A 16,657-nucleotide genomic window follows, 5' to 3' on the forward strand; every position below is an offset into this window, starting at 1 on the left:
GGGTACGGGAGTCACCGCCGGACCTCTCCCCCGTCGACGAACACGTTGTCGGCCAGGTGGGCACCGCCGCGGATCCGGACGGTCGCGGCCGCGGCGTCGCGATGGAAGCGGTTGCCGGTGATCCGGACCGTCGCGCCGCTCGCGTCCCCGCCGCCGGGGTCCTGCAGGAGGGTGTACTCGCCGCCGCCGAGCTCGTTGCCGCGCACCAGCACCGGGCCCTTCCGCAGCGGTTCGCGCTCCTCCGACTGGTGCCGGGCGTCGACCGCGGGGTCGACGAGCACCGCACTGCCCAGGCCGGGGCCGCGCCCGAGCGTGACCCGGTTGGCCTCCACCAAGACGTCCCCGGTGTCTCCCCCGGCGAGGGTCACGGCGTCGATCTCCCGGTCGGGTCGGGCCCGGAAGTCGTGCAGCCAGCTGTTGCGCAGCGTGGCACCGGGGCCCAGGCGCGCGCCGTCCGCGGCCACGTCGGTGATCTCGATGCGCTCGGCCACCCAGGCGGGACCGTCGACGGCCGCGTCGGTGAAGTCGCCGGTCACCGTGCTGTCCTCGATCCGCACCGCCCCGTCGCCGACCGTGCGGACGCCCGCGGGGGTGCTCCCGTCGCCGGTGATGCGGCTGCGCCGGATCACCACGTCCGGGGCCGCCACGACGACGCCGCCGACCAGGTCCAGGCCGTCGAGTACCGCGCCGGGGGTACGGATCTCCAGCGCCGCGCGCACCGGGCAGAGGGTCAGGCCCGCGGGGGTTCCGACACTGTCGGTCGGGGGCGGCGCGTACGGGCCGGTGGCGGCGCAGGTGGGCACGGGCGGTGCCGGCGCGGGCGGGGAGTCCTCCAGGCCGAGTCCGACGCCGGCGGCGAGCGTCGTCGCCACGAGGGCGGCGAGCGCGGCCCGGACCGGGAACATGCGCGGAGACTACGGCGCCGAATTACTCCGAGTGGCCTAACGATGTCGGCGTGTCGGGGTGAAACCCTCAGCGCCTTCACGCCGACCGCCCTGTCACTGTGCGCATCGGTGCCGTCACGAGGAGTGCCCGTTCCGGTCGTTTCCACCCTTTCGGGAAGCATCGATCGCTCGGTCGGTGACGCTGGGTCCACTACTCTTCCGTCACAGCAGCACCACAGGTGACACGACAGCCTGTATCGGACAAAGGCGGAGGACACGGGGATGTCAGCAGAGGACCACTCGGACATGATCGGCGCGCCGTTCCTCACCGTGGCCGAGGTCGCCGAGCGGATGCGGGTGTCGAAGATGACCGTCTACCGGCTCGTCCACAGCGGGGAGCTGCCCGCCGTGCGCTTCGGGCGCTCGTTCCGGGTGCAGCAGGCCGCCGTGGAGCGCCACATCAGCGCCGCGCGCTACGAGGCGGGCTGACCCGGCGGCCCGCGAGTCGCCGCCGCCCGTCGTGGCTGCGACGATTCAGACATGCGACGCGACCTCTCCGCCCGGCTCCAGCTGTCCGTCTCCGAGCAGGCCCTGTTCGCGCTGCAGATCGCCGTCGCGGGCGGGGCCGACGAGCGGCTCGCGCTCACCCTCGACGGCGGGGCCCTGCCCGCACCCACCGAGCTGATCGACGAGCTCGGCAACCGCACCCACCTCTTCGACTGCCCACCGGGAGACCTGACGGTGGACTACGCAGCCCGGGTCGACGGCCGGCGCGAGGTGCCGGGGTCGGACGCCCGGGAGCGGCTGCTCGCGCTGCGCCCCAGCCGCTACTGCCCGTCGGACCGGCTGCTGTTCACGGCCACCCGCGAGTTCGGGGACGTCCACGGCGCGGGCGCGCGCATCGACGCGGTCACCCGGTGGGTGCGGGAACGGCTGCTCTACGTCGGCGGGTCCTCCAAACCGACCGACGACGCCGTGGACACCCTGCTGCTCGGCGAGGGCGTCTGCCGCGACTACGCCCACCTGGTGACCACGCTGCTGCGGGCCCTCGACGTCCCCGCCCGGCTCGTCGCCGTCTACGCGCCGGGGCTGTCCCCGATGGACTTCCACGCGGTCGTCGAGGCGTGGGACGGCGAGGGCTGGCGGCTGGTCGACGCCACCGGCCTGGCCCCGCGGGAGTCGATGGTGCGGATCCACACCGGACGCGACGCCGCGGACACCGCCTTCCTGACGACCCACCACGGCATCGTGGACCTGACGTGGATGCAGGTCACCGCCGTCGTCGACGAGCTGCCCCAGGAGGACTGGGGCGCGGTGGTCAGGCTGGGCTGACGCGCGGGTCGAACCCGAACTCGACGATCGGCGGCAGGCCCGTGCGGAGGCGGTCGAACACGAACCGCTCGTGCGGGACGACGTTCTCGGGCAGCGCGTCGAGCGCGAACCACTCGATCCCGGCGGACTTCTCCTCCTCGATCCGGCGGGGCGTGCCGCTCCAGCGGGTGCAGGTGAAGAAGAAGTCGACCCGCTGGTCGATCGGCTCGCGGGTGCCCGTGCGGTGCATCGCGGTCACCGGGGTGAGGTCCGTCGGCACCACGTCCAGCTCCTCGCGGGCCTCCCGGAGCGCGGCCTCGACGACCGTCTCGCCCTCCTCGACGTGCCCGGCCGCGGCGGTGGCCCAGAACCCGTCGCGGTAGCCGGTGTTGCGGCGGAGCTGCAGCAGGACGTGATCGTCCCGGCGGAGGATCACGTAGGCGGCGGGGACGAGCTGGAAGCGCACGCGTCACACACTAGAGACACGGCGGTGACCACCCGGTCCTACCGTCGCGCCATGACCGTGCAACCCGTCGCGGGTCGACTCGGCGTGGTGCCCGCGCGCGAGGCGGAGCTGCGCTTCCGGACCGTCCACGGCTACCGGCGGGCGTTCCGGGTCGCGGGGTCGGGTCCGGCGATCGTGCTGGTCCACGGCATCGGAGACAGCTCACGGACCTGGACGCCGGTGCTCGAGCGGCTCGCCCGCACCCACCTGGTGATCGCGCCGGACCTGCTCGGGCACGGGCACTCGGACAAGCCGCGGGCCGACTACTCGGTCGCGGCGTACGCGAACGGGATCCGGGACCTGCTCGGCGTCCTCGGGGTCACCCGGGCGACGCTGGTCGGGCACTCCCTCGGCGGCGGCGTCGCGATGCAGTTCGCCTACCAGTTCCCGGACCGCACCGAGCGGCTCGTCCTCGTCGGTTCCGGTGGCGCCGGGCCGGAGGTCAACCCCGTCCTGCGGGCCATGACGCTGCCCGGCGCAGCGGCCGCGCTGCACGCGCTGCGGCTGCCGACGATGCGGTGGCAGGTCGGCGCCGCCGTGGGCCTGATGCGGGCGCTGGGCACCGACCTCGGGCATGACGCCGAGGACATGCTCCGCATCGTCGACGCCCTGCCCGACGCGACCTCCCGCGCCGCCTTCATCCGCACGCTGCGCGCGGTCGTGGACTGGCGCGGCCAGGTCGTGACGATGCTGGACCGCTGCTACCTCACCCGCGGCATGCCGACCCTGCTGGTGTGGGGTGGGCGGGACGCGATCGTGCCCGTCGAGCACGGGCACCGCGCCCACGCCGCCATGCCGGGCAGCCGGTTCGAGATCTTCGACGACGCGGGCCACTTCCCGTTCCACACCTCCCCCGAGCGCTTCACGAGCCTGCTGGAGGAGTTCCTGGCCGCCACCGAACCGGCCCGCTGGAGCCCGGAGCAGTGGCGCCAGCTCCTGCGCACCACCCCAACAGAGCCGCCCGGAGCCCGCTCCGCGACCTGACCGACCCGGCCGTTGTGGAGCCACGACTGTCGTTTCCGGCGGTCGACACGGCCAATGCGGAGCCACGATGCGGCCCGGGGGTGGAGACGGCGTCGGCCCGCCCCTCGGGGAGGGGCGGGCCGACGATCACGCGCTGTCAGCTGCAGCCGCTGGTGGAGCCGCAGCCCTCGCAGAGGTAGCAGGAGCCCGCGGGGCGCATCTTGGTGCCGCAGGTGAGGCACAGCGGGGCGTCCGCGGCCTTGCCCAGCCGGAGCTCGAGCAGCTCGGTGGAGCTGCCTACCTCGACCGGTGCCGGGCTCACGCCCGCCGGGGTGGCCGACGGCGGGGTGACGTCCACCGTGGACCGGACCGTCTCGAGGTCCAGCTCCGCCGGGCTCGAGTAGTCCTGCTCGACCTGCGCCGACCGCTCCTGCGCCGAGAAGATCCCGAGCTGGGCGCGCTTCTCGTAGGGCAGGTGGTCCAGCGCCAGGCGGCGGAACAGGTAGTCCAAGACGCTCGTCGCGATGCGCACGTCCGGGTCGTCCGTCATGCCCGCTGGCTCGAAGCGCAGGTTGCTGAACTTCGAGACGTAGAACTCCAGCGGGATGCCGTACTGCAGGCCGACCGAGATCGACATGGAGAAGGCGTCCATCACACCGGCCAGGGTCGAGCCCTGCTTGCCGAGCTTGACGAAGATCTCGCCCAGGCCGTCGTCCGGGTAGGAGCCCGCGGTCAGGTAGCCCTCGGCGCCGGCCACGGTGAACGAGATGGTCTCGCTCGGGCGCTTCTTCGGCAGCCGCTTGCGGACCGGCCGCTGCTCGACGACGACCTGCGGCTCGGCCTTCTCCGCCTCCGCGGACGACTTCGCCTGCTTCCCCGCGGAGAGGGGCTGGCCGACCTTGCAGTTGTCCCGGTAGATGGCGAGCGCCTTGATGCCGAGGCGCCAGCCCTCGAGGTAGATCTTCTCGACGTCGTCCACCGAGGCGGCCTCGGGCATGTTGACCGTCTTCGAGATGGCGCCGGAGAGGAACGGCTGCACCGCGGCCATCATCCGGACGTGGCCCATGGGCGCGATCGAGCGCTCGCCCATGGCGCAGTCGAACACCTCGTAGTGGTCCGGCTTCATGCCCGGCGCGTCCACGACGTGCCCGTGCTCGGCCACGTACTCGACGATCGCCTCGGCCTGCTCGGCCTGGTAGCCGAGCTGGTCCAGCGCCCGGCGGACCGTCTGGTTGACGATCTGCATCGAGCCGCCGCCGACGAGCTTCTTGAACTTGACCAGCGCCAGGTCCGGCTCGATGCCGGTCGTGTCGCAGTCCATCATCAAGCCGATGGTGCCGGTCGGGGCCAGCACGGAGGCCTGCGCGTTGCGCCAGCCGTTCCGCTCGCCCGTGGCCAGGGCCTCCTTCCAGGTGATGGTGGCCAGCTTCTGGATCGCGGTGCTGGCCGGGAAGGTGCGGTAGCCGTCGTTCGCCGCGGCGTGCTTGCGCATGACGCGCTGGTGCGACTCGGCGTTGCGGGCGTAGCCCTCGTACGGGCCGACGACGCCGGCGAGCTCGGCGGAGCGCTTGTACGCCGCACCGGTCATCAGCGAGGTGATCGACGCGGCGAGCGCGCGGCCGCCCTCGGAGTCGTAGGCGTGACCGGTCGCCATGAGCAGCGCGCCCAGGTTGGCGTAGCCGATGCCCAGCTGGCGGAACTTGCGCGTGGTGTCCGCGATCGGCTCCGTGGGGAAGTCCGCGAAACAGATCGAGATGTCCATGGCGGTGATGATCAGCTCGACGGCCCTGGCGAAGCGCGGCGCGTCGAACCGGCCGCCCTCGTCGAGGAACTTGAGCAGGTTCAGCGACGCCAGGTTGCAGCTGGAGTTGTCCAGGTGCATGTACTCGGAGCAGGGGTTCGACGCGGTGATCCGGCCGGACTCCGGGGTGGTGTGCCAGTCGTTGATCGTGTCGTCGTACTGGATGCCGGGGTCGGCGCACTCCCACGCGGCCTGTGCGATGCCGCGGAACAGGGTGCGGGCGTCCGTGCGCTCGATGATCTCGCCGGTCGTGCGGGAGCGGAGGCCGAAGTCGGTCCCGCCCTCGACGGCGTGCATGAACTCGTCGGTGACCCGGACGGAGTTGTTGGCGTTCTGGTACTGCACCGACGTGATGTCGGAGCCGCCCAGGTCCATGTCGAAGCCCGCATCCCGCAGGACGCGGATCTTCGCCTCCTCCTTGGCCTTGGTCTCGACGAACTCGACGATGTCGGGGTGGTCGACGTCCAGCACGACCATCTTCGCCGCGCGGCGGGTGGCGCCGCCGGACTTGATCGTGCCCGCGGAGGCGTCCGCACCGCGCATGAAGGAGACCGGGCCCGAGGCGGTGCCGCCGGAGGACAGCAGCTCCTTCGACGACCGGATGCGGGAGAGGTTCAGACCGGCGCCGGAGCCGCCCTTGAAGATCAGACCCTCCTCGCGGTACCAGTTCAGGATCGAGTCCATCTCGTCGTCCACCGAGAGGATGAAGCAGGCGCTGACCTGCTGCGGGGACGCGGTGCCGACGTTGAACCAGACCGGGGAGTTGAAGCTGAACACCTGGTGCAGCAGCATCCAGGTCAGCTCCTGGGCGAAGATCTCCGCGTCCTCGTCGGTGGCGAAGTAGCCGTGCTCGACGCCCGCCCGGTGGTAGGTGCCGACGACCCGGTCGATCAGGGCGCGCAGGCTCGACTCGCGCTGCGGCGAGCCGACGGCGCCGCGGAAGTACTTGCTGGTCACGATGTTCGTGGCGTTCAGCGACCAGAAGTCGGGGAACTCGACCCCGCGCTGCTCGAAGTTGATCGTCCCGTCCCGCCAGTTCGTCATCACGACGTCCCGGCGTTCCCAGGTCACCTCGTCGTACGGGTGCACCCCGGGCGTGGTGTGCAGCCGCTCGACGGTGAGGCCCCGGCGGCTCTTGGACTGCGCGGTCTGCGCGGCCTGCGCGGTCTGTGCAGACGACGCGGACTTGCGGCCCCGTCCGTTGCCCCCCGCAGAGCCCTTCGACGCTGCGGTGGCAGCGCTCTCGGTGGGCTCCGCCCCGACGGTCTCCGTCATGCTCTCCCTCATTCGCGTCCGTACGTCACCGCGTCCCGCCGGCTGGGGCGGCGGGGCGGATTGCGTGACGGGGTCGGCTCGCCCGTGCTCGCTCGGCGAACGGGTCGGCCCCTGGTCCTCACCCGGCGGGTCGTGGGTCCCGCTGGGCGCGACCCGACGACGCGGCTGCTTCCCCGGCAGCCGTGCGCAGGTCGGCGATCTCCTTCTCGAAGTCCTCGATGGACGAGAACGACCGGTACACGCTCGCGAAGCGCAGGTACGCCACCTCGTCGAGCTCCTTGAGCGGTCCGAGGATCGCGAGCCCCACCTCGTGACTGGGGATCTCCGCGGTACCGCCCGCCCGGACGGCCTCCTCGACGCGGTGCGCCAGCTGTTGCAACGCATCCTCGTCGACCGGCCTGCCCTGGCACGCCCGGCGCACCCCCGAGACCACCTTGTCCCGGCTGAACGGCTCCGTGACGCCGCTGCGCTTCAGCACCGCGAGGACGGCCTCCTCGACGGTCGTGAAGCGCTTCCCGCAGGCCGCGCAGGAACGGCGGCGACGGGTCGCCGCGCCCTCCTCGACCTCGCGAGAGTCGATCACCTTGCAGTCCGAGTGGCGGCAGAACGGGCATCGCATTGCGGATCCCTCCCTCTCTCCACCGTACTCGGCTTGTCGGCCCGGATCGACTCACAAACCCAAGCTGTAGGCGAACGACACGGATGTAACCACAAGATGTGGGGGTACCGCCAATGCCGTGGCGCACCGCTCGCCGGACTTCCCCCGATCGGGAACGAACCTGTCACGCCCGGGCCCGCGACCACGCCCCGGGTGCGGCCGTGCCCGGCCGGCGACAGCCCGTGACGCCCCGCAGGTCATGACCATCGAGCCGGGGCGCCGACACCGCCCGCCGGAGACCGGGCGGGCGCCGGGACCGCTCGTCGCGTCGACGACCGGCGGGTCGCATGCGGGGAACGAGACCGTGTCACGCGGACGGCGTGTCGCCGCCCGCGGTGTGTCGCGAACCGGCGGCCGGTCCAGCACGCACCGTGCGCACCCCACGCCGCGCGACACCCACACGGACGCACAGCGACCTCACTCGCACCAGCTCGCGCGCACGGTCGGACGACCGGAGACCCGCCGTGCCCGGTCGAGCCCCCGAACCGGGGGCCCGCTCGCCGCCACCGCCGGGCGCGGCCACACCGCGACGAACGCGGTGGTCGCGCGACGCACCCCTCCCGGCGCACCGCACGGGCCGCGCGAACCGGGCGCGCGCGGCGACCCCCGCGGCGCGGCTCATCGCGCGCCCGCCAGGTCCGCCAGGAGACCGAGGACGACCACGACGGTCGCCGAGCCCAGAGCCACCGCCACCGCCGCGAGCACGCGGTCGGTCAGCCCGGCCCGCACCTCCCCCGCGAGCCGACGCGCCCCGCCGGGACGGCCGCGCCCCAACCGCGGCCTGCGGGTGGGGACGCACGGGCCCCCGATCGTCGAGGACTGTCGCCGCGCGGGACGGCAGGCGGGCAGGACCGCGGGCCCGTCCGCCCGGCGCAGGGCCCTGGCCCCCGAGGCGTACGCGCCGAGGACCCGCAGCGCCGCAGCGGCCGGCACCACAGGCGCTGTGGGGGCCGCGGCCGGGACCGCCGCCGCGTGCGCCCTCCGGTACGAGGCCGGGGCGCCGGAGGCGTGCGGTGCGCCCGCGCCCCCGCCCCACCCCTGGCTCCGCTCGCGCTCCGACCGGGCGCGCGACGGCCCCCGGCGCTCGCCCGCGCAGGCCGGGCGCCCCTCCTCGCCGCGACCGGTCCGCTCGACCGCCCGCACCGCGTTCCCGAGTTCCATCACGGCCTCCCGACCCGCGCCGACCGGCCCGAACCGGATGTCCGGGGCGGCGATCGAACGCCTGTGCGATGTCTAGCAACGGGCACCGACAAAAACCGGTGCCGCACACCCGCGGGTTCACCCCGATGGACGACGGAGGACCGGTCAGGCGGGGACGCGCACCACGGTGCCCGCGGGCAGCACACCCACCGCGGCCGACCCGAGACCGTTGTCCGCCACGATCCGCTCGACCACCGCGGCGGCGTCCGCCTCCGGGACCTCCCGGCGCGCGAGGTCCCACACCGTCTCCCCCGGCTCGACCACCACGGCCGCCACGCCGCTCGGCACCTCCGCCCGGGTGTGCGCGGCGCCCGAGGCCTGCCCCACCAGGCCCAACCCCACCACGACGAGCATCGACGCCAGGCCGAGCACCGCCGCGGCCACCGCCCGGCGCAGCGCGTAGCGCCGCGCCGTCACCGGCCCGGACCTGCCCGGCACGTCCTGGACGGCGCGCCGCCGGAGGTCGGGAGCACCGGTGGACGACGGCCGCGCCGGCGCGGCGACGCCCTGAGACCACGTGCCCCGGCCACCGCGCCGCCACCGCTCCGTCTCCAGCAGCCGGACGCCGCCCGGACCGCCCGCCGCGGCGCCGACCGCGACACCGCGGCGCAGCACGGCGACCCGCTCCCCCGCCGCGGCCGGACGCACGGGACGGGGGCCGACCGGGCGCGGGCCGGTCCCGGACCGCCGCACTCCGCCGCCCGCGACCAGACCTGGGCCGACCCCCGAGCCGACCCTCGTGCCCTCGAGCTCCACGACCCCGCCAGCCGACCGGTCCATCGCCGCTCTCCCGCCTGCCCGCACCCGCGAGCCCACTCCGCCGCGCGCCACTCGCACGCATGTTCGATTCGAACGTCCGTGCGAGTTCTTACCATCGACCGCCGGGCGCGTCACCCCTCCCGCGCCGCCACGATCGGCGTGTCGTTCGAACATGTGTTTGGCGAACGACCGGATCCGGGCTACCGTCCGAACCCGACGGACCCCCGGCGACCCCTGACGGGTCGGCCGGGCCGACCTCGCCGCTCTCGCCGAGCGGGGTCGATCGGGTGGCACGAGCGAGCGGGACACGAGGAGGCGGCAGGGAGATGGCACGGGACGAGTCCGGCGCCGGCGGCGAGACCGGACAGGTGCGCGCCTTTCCGGACCCACCGGCGGACCCCACCACGCTGACCCCGCGGCAGCGGAAGGTACTGGCGGTGATCCGGGACTGGGTCGACCGCTTCGGCTACCCGCCCAGCGTGCGCGAGATCGGGGACGCGGTGGGCCTCACCTCCACGTCGTCGGTGCACCACCAGCTGCGGACCCTGGAGCGCAAGGGATACCTGCGCCGCGACCCCAACCGCACCCGTGCGGTGGACGTGCGCAGCCCCGAGGAGGAGGCGGGCACCTCCTCGGACCAGCCGGACGTGCTGACCGAGCGCCCCGCGCCCGCGTTCGTGCCGGTCCTGGGCAGCATCGCGGCCGGTGGGCCGATCCTGGCCGAGCAGGCGGTGGAGAGCGTCTTCCCGCTGCCGCGGGAGATCGTCGGCGAGGGCGAGCTGTTCCTTCTGCACGTCAAGGGCGACTCCATGATCGAGGCCGCGATCATGGACGGCGACTGGGTCGTCGTGCGGCAGCAGCCGGTGGCCGAGCAGGGTGAGATCGTCGCCGCGATGATCGACGGCGAGGCGACGGTCAAGACGTTCAAGCGCACGGCGGGCCAGATCTGGCTGCTGCCCGCCAACCCCGCCTACGAGCCGATCGACGGCAACGAGGCCACCATCCTCGGTCGCGTCGTCACGGTGCTGCGCAGGCTCTGACCCGAGCGGCTCAGTCGGGGGCGGGCACCACGATCACGGGGTAGCGGGCGCTGCGGACCAGCACACCCGCCACCCCGCCGAGCAGGATCCGGCGCATGGTCGGGTAGCCGCGCGAGCCCACGACCAGCAGGTCCGTCCGCTCGGACAGGTCGGCAAGGGTGGCCCCGACCGACTGGCCGGGACGGCTGACGACCACGTCGGTCAGCGCGTCGATCTCCGTGGGCGCCTGGGCGATCCCCTTGTGGGCGATCTCGGTCGCGGCGGGCACGTCCGCCTCGGTCGCCGCGACGACGGCGAACCGCAGCGCCGCGCCCGTCCGGCCGGCGAGGTGGACGGCCAGGACCGTGGCGCGGTCGGCCTCCGGGGTGCCGTCGTACGCCACGGTGATCACGGTGATGCCCTGGGCCGCGGTGTGCCGGTAGCCGCGGGGGGCGATCGCGACCGGGCAGCGGGCAGCGGGCAGGAGCCGGTGCACGGTGCTGCCGGGGGCGAGCCGTCCGAGCAGGCCGCCGCCCGTCGACCCGACGACCAGGACGGCGGCCCCGGATTCCTCCGCGTACTCGGCGAGCACCGTCGCCGCAGGTCCGGGGCCGAGTGGGGCGAACTCCGGCAGGGCGTCCCCGCCGATCAGCTCGCGGGCCCGGCCGAACCGGGCGAGCGCGACCTCCTCGGCCTTGTCCCGCCACCGGGGGTCGCGGGCGACCGCGGAGTACCCCAGCCCGTCCGTCGGGTACACCGTCGCGACGACGGCGGTCAGCCCGGTCAGCCGGGCCAGCTGGACCCCGAGGACCAGGGCGTCGTGGCCGCCCGGGGTGTCCTCGTAGGCGGTCACGATCGGCACCGGGCCAGCGTAGGTCGGGTGGACCCTCCGAACGGCGCCGGTGCGCAGGCTGTAACCAGCACGTCACAGGGCGGCGCATCCGACTCGCGTGTCCCGAGTGGGGGACTCGCGGATCCTCCCGCGAGTCCCCCGTTCCGGACACGCGAGTCTCCCGGGGGCGCGGCCGGTGGTCAGCGGCGGCGGGTGTGCAGGGCCAGCGCGCCCGCGGCGAGGCCGAGCACCACCACCGCGACTCCTCCGCCGATCACGGCGGGCCGCCACTCGGGCGCCGGTTCGGGCGGCGCGGCGGCCGGGGGCGGCGGGGTCGGGACGGGCGGCGCCGCGGCCAGTGCGGCGTCCACCGCGCCGGGCACGGCCCGCAGCCTGCCGTCCCGCCCGCGTGCCTCGGACCCCGACAGCAGGGTCCCGTCGGGCAGGAACGCGATCGCCTCGCCCTGCGGCTCGTCCGGCAGCGGGACCTGCAGCGGCGTGGTCTGCAGGGCCGCCACCAGGTCACCGGAGGGCGGCACCCGGTAGAGCCACGCGTCCGTGTAGGTGCGCACCGCGACCACGCGCCCGTCGGGCGACACCGCCCCACCGGTCACCGTGAACGCGCCGAGCGCCCCGATCGGGCCTCCGCGCGTCTCCGACCGCGCGAACCCGACGCTGCCGACGCGGCGCAGCGGCGTCGGGCCCGGCTCGGCGAGCGGGCCGTCCGGCCGGTAGACCCCCGCGATCCCCGTGACCTCCTTGGTCACGACGACCGGGACGCCGTCGGCGCCGAGCAGGACCGCCTCGGCGTCGTGCGCGCCGTCCGGGTAGACGAGCCGGTGCAGGCGGGGCGGATCGCGCGGGGGGACGACGAGCAGCGCGACGGTCTCCCGCGCGCGGTTGTTGTCGCCGGTGTCGGCGACCCAGAACGTGCCGTCCGGCGCCACGGCCAGGTCCTCGGCGTCGAACGGGTCGAGTTCGGCGGTCCGGGTGTCGACGACCGCGCAGTCGGCCGGGTCCAGCCGGTACACCGTGACCCGACGCCCGCCGTCGGCCATGGCCCAGATCTCGCCGTCGTGCACGGCGAGACCGGACAGCTCGGTCAGCCGGGAGTCGGTGACGGTGCACAGATCCTCGGGCGCGGCGGGGGTCGCGGCGGCCGCGGGCACCCCGACCAGGCTCACCCCGAGCGCCGCCAGCGCGACGAGAGCCGCCCGCACACGACGATCCACCCGTCGGGAGCGGGGCGGTCGGAATCCGACCGCCCCGCTCCCCGGTCGTGGATCATGGACGGGGTCGTCCGGTGCCATGGACGTGCGTGCTCAGCCCACCGCGCTGGAGGCGGGCTCCGGGACGGTGCCGCCGACCACGAAGGGCACGGCCGCCACGGCGAGCTCCGGGCCCACCCGGACGTGCAGCCTCGTCCCCTCGGCGACGTGCTCCGACGAGAGCACCTCACCCTCGGAGTGCATCCGGGCGACCAGCCCGCCCTCGGTGTAGGGCACGAGCAGCTCCAGGTCCACCTCGGGCCGGGGCAGCCGCTCGGCGAGCGTCGTCCGCAGCCGTGCGATGCCGGCCCCGGTGTGCGCCGAGACGAACACGGCGTCCGGCAGCAGGTGGCGCAACCGCGCCAGGGCGAGGTCGCCCGCGGCGTCCGTCTTGTTCACGACCAGCAGCTCGGGCGGCATCACGCCGCCCTGCTCCTCGCCGATCTCGACGAGCACCTTGCGCACCGCGGCGATCTGGTCCTCCGGCAGCGGGTCGGAGGCGTCCACGACGTGGACCAGCAGGTCCGCCTGCCCGGCCTCCTCGAGGGTGGACCGGAACGCCTCGACGAGCTGGTGCGGCAGGTGCCGCACGAACCCGACGGTGTCGGTGAGGGTGTACGCCCGCCCGTCCGGCGTCTCCGCCTTGCGGGTGGTCGGGTCGAGGGTGGCGAACAGCGCGTCGTGCACCATGACCCCGGCCCCGGTCAACGCGTTGAGCAGCGAGGACTTGCCCGCGTTGGTGTAGCCGACGATCGCGACGCTCGGCACCTCGCGCCGGCGGCGGCTGCCGCGCTGGGTGTCTCGCACCTTGCCCATCGCGGTGATCTCGCGGCGCAGCTTGGACATGCGGTGCCGGATCCGCCGCCGGTCCAGCTCGATCTTGGTCTCACCGGGGCCGCGGCCACCGATGCCGACACCGCCCGCGGCCCGGCCGCCGACCTGCCGGGACAGCGCCTCACCCCAGCCGCGCAGCCGCGGCAGGAGGTAGGAGAGCTGGGCCAGCTCGACCTGCGCCTTGCCGTCCCGCGAGCGGGCGTGCTGGGCGAAGATGTCCAGGATCAGGGCGGTCCGGTCGATCACCTTGACCTTGAGCTTGTCCTCCAGCTGGCGCAGCTGGCCGGGCGAGAGCTCGCCGTCGCAGATCACGGTGTCCGCACCGGCGGCCTCGACGGCGTGGTGCAGCTCGTCGACCTTGCCGGAGCCGATGAAGGTGGCGGGGTCGGGCTTCTGGCGCCGCTGCACCAGGCCGTCCATGACCTGGGAGCCCGCGGTCTCGGCCAGCCGGGCCAGCTCGACCATCGACTGGTTGGCCTGCTCGGACGTGCCCTCGGTCCAGACCCCGACGAGCACGACCTTCTCCAGGCGCAGCTGCCGGTACTCGACCTCGGTGACGTCCGCGAGCTCGGTGGAGAGTCCGACGACCCTGCGGAGCGAGGAACGTTCCTCGAGCTCCAGCTCGCCGACGGTGGGGTCCTGCATGAGGGGGGATTCAGTCATCGTGCCGTCGAGTGTCCCACCGAACGGGCCGGTTGTCCCGTCGATTCCCACCAGTCCGCCGTCAGCTCACCGTGGGCGACCAGCACCGCGGGCCCGTGCAACGCCGTGGAGGCGCCCCCGTCCCGGACCGTCACCTCCAGCCGCCCGCCCGGCGTGTCGACGGCGAGCCGCCCCGCCGAGCGCCCGGCCGCCCGCAGCGAGGCCAGCGCGGCCGCGACGGTGCCGGTGCCGCAGGACCGGGTCTCCCCCACGCCCCGCTCGTGCACGCGCATCGCGACGGGCTCCTGCGCGGCGGGGGCGATGAACTCGACGTTCGCCCCGTTCGGGAACAGCTCGACATCGCGCCAGGGTGCGCTCGTGAGGTCGAGCGCGCCGATGTCCGCGCTGGTCACGCAGGCCAGGTGCGGGTTCCCGACGTCCACCGCGATCCCCGCGAACTCCACCCCACCGACGCGCGCGACGGACTCGCCGAACACCACGGCCGGGCCCATCTCCACCGACACCCGGTCCCCGGAGAACGTCACGCTCTTCACGCCCGCGCGGGTGCCGACCTCGCCGCCCGCCCAGCCCTGTCCCTGCAGGTAGCGGGCGAACACCCGCACCCCGTTGCCGCACATCTCGGCGATCGAGCCGTCCGCGTTGCGGTAGTCCATGAACCACTCGGGCCCGTCGACCCCCAGCGCCGCGGACCGCACGACCCGCAACACACCGTCCGCGCCCAGGCCGCGGCGCCGGTCGCACAGCGCGGCCACGCGCTCGGCCGTGAGGTCGAGCCGCGCCTCGGGGTCGGGCAGCACCACGAAGTCGTTCTCCGTGCCGTGGCCTTTGACGAACGGGATCACGCGACCAGCCTACGAGCCCGCGCCGACAGGTCCGGATCGGCGCCGTCGAGCCAGTGGACGCGCGGGTCGCGCCGGAACCAGGAGCGCTGCCTGCGCACGAACCGCCGCGTCGCGCGCACGGTGTCCGCCGCGGCCTCCGCGAGCGAGCAGGTGCCGTCGAGCGCGGCGACGACCTGCTGGTAGCCGAGCGCCCGGGACGCCGTCCGGCCCTCTCGCAGCCCCCGCTCCAGCAGCGCCCGGGTCTCCTCGACCAGCCCCTGTTCCAGCATCAGCGCGACCCGCCGCTCGACCCGCTCGTCGAGTTCCGCGGTCTCCCGGTCGACCCCGATCAGCACGGCGTCGTAGCGCGGCACGCGCTGCCCGGGCAACGTCGCCCGGAAGGGCCTGCCGGTCAGCTCGACGACCTCCAGGGCGCGCACGATCCGCCGCCCGTTGCCGGGCAGCACGTTCGCCGCGGCGGCGGGGTCGACCTCGGCGAGCCTGAGGTGCAGCGCCGGGGCCCCGACGGCCGCCAGCTCGCGCTCCCACCTCCCCCGGATCTCGGGGTCGGTGCCGGGGAACTCCAGCTCGTCGACCACGGCCTGCACGTAGAGCCCGGACCCGCCGACCAGGACGGGCGTGCGGCCGCGGGCGAGCAGGTCCTCGATCGTCTCGCGGGCGTGTCGCTGGTAGGCCGCGACCGACGCGGCCTCGGTGACGTCGAGGACGTCGAGCTGGTGGTGCGGGACCCCGCGCCGCTCGGCGACGGGCAGCTTGGCGGTCCCGATGTCCATGCCGCGGTAGAGCTGCATGGCGTCGGCGTTGACCACCTCGCCGTCGAGGGCCTCGGCGAGGTCGAGCGAGAGGTCGGACTTGCCCGTGGCCGTGGGCCCGACGACGCACACCAGTCTCATGCCGGCGTCCAGACGGCCACGTGGTAGGCCACGCCGTACGGCGCGCCGGAGTACAGCAGCTCACCCCGCCAGTCGCGGCCTTCCGCCGCGCCCGCCAGGACCTGCCAGGGCGCGCGGCCCGCGGCCCACAGCTCGGCGGCGAGTCCCGGGTCCAGCGCGGCCAGGGCGGCGGGGTCGGCGTGCTCGAGGGCCTTGGAGACGGCGGCGTCGAAGGGCTCCGCGCGCTCGTCCAGATGGCCGGGGGCCTGTTCGGTGTGCGTCGCGGCACCGTCGCCGACGACCAGCAGGCCCTCGGCCGCCAGCGAGCGCCCGAGTCGCAGGCAGTCCGCGGTGGGGGTGTCGGCGGCGACCAGCTCGCCCCGGATCGTCACCCCGTCCGGCCGCAGCCACCCCGCGACGAGCAGCGGCAGCGGCAGCTCGGGATCGGGGTCGCCGGGATCCCCCGCGAGGGAGACCCGCACGTCCCGGCCGAACCCGCGGAAGGTCCCGACGGCGTGCTCCACCGTCCGGCGCTCGACGTCCGCGCCCACGGCGACCCAGTCCGTGGTCACGGCGGCCATCCGCGCGGCCGCCTCCCGCACCGCCGCCCGCAGCTCCGCGGTCTCGCTCGCGGCCCCCGAGGCGAGCTCCGGGACGAGCAGCGGCGGCTGGGGGACCACGACGACCACGGACGGCACGCGGTCGAGCGTATGCGGTGCGTGCCGCCCGGGCCGCCCCACCGCCGCGCCGTGACCCTCGGTAGCGAGGGCACGTCGGAGGGTCGCATCCGGCGCTCCTCGGCGCGCCGAGGTGCCCGGTCGCGGTCTCGTCCGGGGCGCTGCGGTTCCCCCTGCCCCGCTGACCTGTTTGAATTCGCCGACCGGCGGGCGCGTCGCGCCCGGCCGGTTCGTGCACGGCTCCACCCCGCGGGTCCACCGCGGGGCGGGGCGCCCGCCGGCCCGGCGGGCCCG

At 74.6% G+C, this 16,657-nt stretch carries 16 protein-coding genes; 4 read left to right on the top strand and 12 right to left on the bottom strand.

Annotated features, from left to right (window positions below; translation table 11 throughout):
• Positions 1-11: 11 nt before the first annotated feature.
• On the bottom strand, positions 12-905 hold the full coding sequence (locus L3X23_RS14470; RefSeq protein WP_237192711.1) for a hypothetical protein: 894 nt from the start codon (positions 903-905) through the stop codon (positions 12-14).
• Positions 906-1,166: 261 nt separating this feature from the next.
• Here L3X23_RS14470 and L3X23_RS14475 point away from each other — a divergent pair, with 261 nt between their 5' ends.
• Together L3X23_RS14475 and L3X23_RS14480 are read left to right on the top strand one after the other, a co-directional pair.
• Positions 1,167-1,373, top strand: coding sequence for a helix-turn-helix domain-containing protein (locus tag L3X23_RS14475; RefSeq protein ID WP_237192712.1), 207 nt, complete (start codon positions 1,167-1,169; stop codon positions 1,371-1,373).
• 51 nt (positions 1,374-1,424) lie between these two features.
• Entirely contained in the window at positions 1,425-2,216 is a 792-nt protein-coding gene (locus L3X23_RS14480; RefSeq protein WP_237192713.1) for a transglutaminase family protein, read from the top strand.
• Here the strand turns inward: L3X23_RS14480 and L3X23_RS14485 are convergent.
• Positions 2,203-2,661 carry an NUDIX domain-containing protein gene (locus L3X23_RS14485; RefSeq protein ID WP_237192714.1) on the bottom strand — a complete coding sequence of 153 codons (459 nt, stop codon included), beginning with the start codon at positions 2,659-2,661 and terminating at the stop codon, positions 2,203-2,205. The two genes, L3X23_RS14480 and L3X23_RS14485, sit on opposite strands and share 14 nt — an antisense overlap.
• Before the next feature lie 51 nt (positions 2,662-2,712).
• Here L3X23_RS14485 and L3X23_RS14490 point away from each other — a divergent pair, with 51 nt between their 5' ends.
• Positions 2,713-3,684 carry an alpha/beta fold hydrolase gene (locus tag L3X23_RS14490; protein ID WP_237192715.1) on the top strand — a complete coding sequence of 324 codons (972 nt, stop codon included), beginning with the start codon at positions 2,713-2,715 and terminating at the stop codon, positions 3,682-3,684.
• 136 nt (positions 3,685-3,820) lie between these two features.
• On the opposite strand, the gene L3X23_RS14495 is transcribed toward L3X23_RS14490, so the two are convergent.
• From L3X23_RS14495 to L3X23_RS14510, 4 genes are all read right to left on the bottom strand, one after another.
• Positions 3,821-6,739, bottom strand: a complete 2,919-nt coding sequence (locus L3X23_RS14495; protein WP_237192716.1) for a vitamin B12-dependent ribonucleotide reductase — start codon at positions 6,737-6,739, stop codon at positions 3,821-3,823.
• A 118-nt stretch (positions 6,740-6,857) separates the two neighbouring features.
• Positions 6,858-7,358: a transcriptional regulator NrdR gene (gene nrdR, locus L3X23_RS14500; protein WP_093079000.1), complete on the bottom strand. Its 501-nt coding sequence runs from the start codon at positions 7,356-7,358 to the stop codon at positions 6,858-6,860.
• A gap of 657 nt (positions 7,359-8,015) precedes the next feature.
• On the bottom strand, positions 8,016-8,558 hold the full coding sequence (locus L3X23_RS14505; RefSeq protein WP_237192717.1) for a hypothetical protein: 543 nt from the start codon (positions 8,556-8,558) through the stop codon (positions 8,016-8,018).
• Positions 8,559-8,702: 144 nt separating this feature from the next.
• Positions 8,703-9,377 carry a hypothetical protein gene (locus L3X23_RS14510; protein ID WP_237192718.1) on the bottom strand — a complete coding sequence of 225 codons (675 nt, stop codon included), beginning with the start codon at positions 9,375-9,377 and terminating at the stop codon, positions 8,703-8,705.
• Positions 9,378-9,682: 305 nt separating this feature from the next.
• Between L3X23_RS14510 and lexA the strand changes: the two genes are divergently transcribed.
• Positions 9,683-10,396 (top strand): transcriptional repressor LexA, encoded by a 714-nt coding sequence (lexA, locus tag L3X23_RS14515; RefSeq protein ID WP_237192719.1) that lies wholly within the window; start codon positions 9,683-9,685, stop codon positions 10,394-10,396.
• Between the two features lie 10 nt (positions 10,397-10,406).
• Here the strand turns inward: lexA and L3X23_RS14520 are convergent, their stop codons facing one another.
• The 6 genes from L3X23_RS14520 to L3X23_RS14545 form a co-directional block, all read right to left on the bottom strand.
• Positions 10,407-11,237, bottom strand: coding sequence for a universal stress protein (locus L3X23_RS14520; RefSeq protein ID WP_237192720.1), 831 nt, complete (start codon positions 11,235-11,237; stop codon positions 10,407-10,409).
• A gap of 170 nt (positions 11,238-11,407) precedes the next feature.
• Positions 11,408-12,427 carry a hypothetical protein gene (locus L3X23_RS14525; protein ID WP_237192721.1) on the bottom strand — a complete coding sequence of 340 codons (1,020 nt, stop codon included), beginning with the start codon at positions 12,425-12,427 and terminating at the stop codon, positions 11,408-11,410.
• Between the two features lie 102 nt (positions 12,428-12,529).
• Positions 12,530-13,972: a GTPase HflX gene (gene hflX / locus L3X23_RS14530; RefSeq protein WP_237192722.1), complete on the bottom strand. Its 1,443-nt coding sequence runs from the start codon at positions 13,970-13,972 to the stop codon at positions 12,530-12,532.
• On the bottom strand, positions 13,969-14,814 hold the full coding sequence (gene dapF, locus L3X23_RS14535) for a diaminopimelate epimerase (RefSeq protein ID WP_237192723.1): 846 nt from the start codon (positions 14,812-14,814) through the stop codon (positions 13,969-13,971). The genes hflX and dapF overlap by 4 nt, the downstream gene beginning before the upstream one ends.
• Complete coding sequence (miaA, locus tag L3X23_RS14540; RefSeq protein WP_237192724.1) at positions 14,811-15,707, bottom strand: tRNA (adenosine(37)-N6)-dimethylallyltransferase MiaA; 897 nt, start codon at positions 15,705-15,707, stop codon at positions 14,811-14,813. Before miaA ends, dapF begins: the two co-directional genes overlap by 4 nt.
• A complete protein-coding gene (locus L3X23_RS14545) occupies positions 15,704-16,384 on the bottom strand; it encodes a hypothetical protein (RefSeq protein WP_237192725.1) in 681 nt (226 codons plus the stop codon). The genes miaA and L3X23_RS14545 overlap by 4 nt, the downstream gene beginning before the upstream one ends.
• Positions 16,385-16,657: the final 273 nt, after the last annotated feature.

This window comes from Pseudonocardia sp. WMMC193, assembly GCF_021728735.1.
GTDB lineage: Bacteria > Actinomycetota > Actinomycetes > Mycobacteriales > Pseudonocardiaceae > Pseudonocardia > Pseudonocardia oroxyli.

Excerpts from the sequence above, each read along its gene's own strand:
- L3X23_RS14470 (WP_237192711.1), bottom strand. The coding sequence starts at position 905 with ATGTTCCCGGTCCGGGCCGCGCTCGCCGCCCTCGTGGCGACGACGCTC.
- L3X23_RS14475 (WP_237192712.1), top strand. The coding sequence starts at position 1,167 with ATGTCAGCAGAGGACCACTCGGACATGATCGGCGCGCCGTTCCTCACC.
- L3X23_RS14480 (WP_237192713.1), top strand. The coding sequence starts at position 1,425 with ATGCGACGCGACCTCTCCGCCCGGCTCCAGCTGTCCGTCTCCGAGCAG.
- L3X23_RS14490 (WP_237192715.1), top strand. The coding sequence starts at position 2,713 with ATGACCGTGCAACCCGTCGCGGGTCGACTCGGCGTGGTGCCCGCGCGC.
- L3X23_RS14495 (WP_237192716.1), bottom strand. The coding sequence starts at position 6,739 with ATGACGGAGACCGTCGGGGCGGAGCCCACCGAGAGCGCTGCCACCGCA.
- nrdR (WP_093079000.1), bottom strand. The coding sequence starts at position 7,358 with ATGCGATGCCCGTTCTGCCGCCACTCGGACTGCAAGGTGATCGACTCT.
- L3X23_RS14505 (WP_237192717.1), bottom strand. The coding sequence starts at position 8,558 with ATGGAACTCGGGAACGCGGTGCGGGCGGTCGAGCGGACCGGTCGCGGC.
- L3X23_RS14510 (WP_237192718.1), bottom strand. The coding sequence starts at position 9,377 with ATGGACCGGTCGGCTGGCGGGGTCGTGGAGCTCGAGGGCACGAGGGTC.
- lexA (WP_237192719.1), top strand. The coding sequence starts at position 9,683 with ATGGCACGGGACGAGTCCGGCGCCGGCGGCGAGACCGGACAGGTGCGC.
- hflX (WP_237192722.1), bottom strand. The coding sequence starts at position 13,972 with ATGACTGAATCCCCCCTCATGCAGGACCCCACCGTCGGCGAGCTGGAG.
- miaA (WP_237192724.1), bottom strand. The coding sequence starts at position 15,707 with ATGAGACTGGTGTGCGTCGTCGGGCCCACGGCCACGGGCAAGTCCGAC.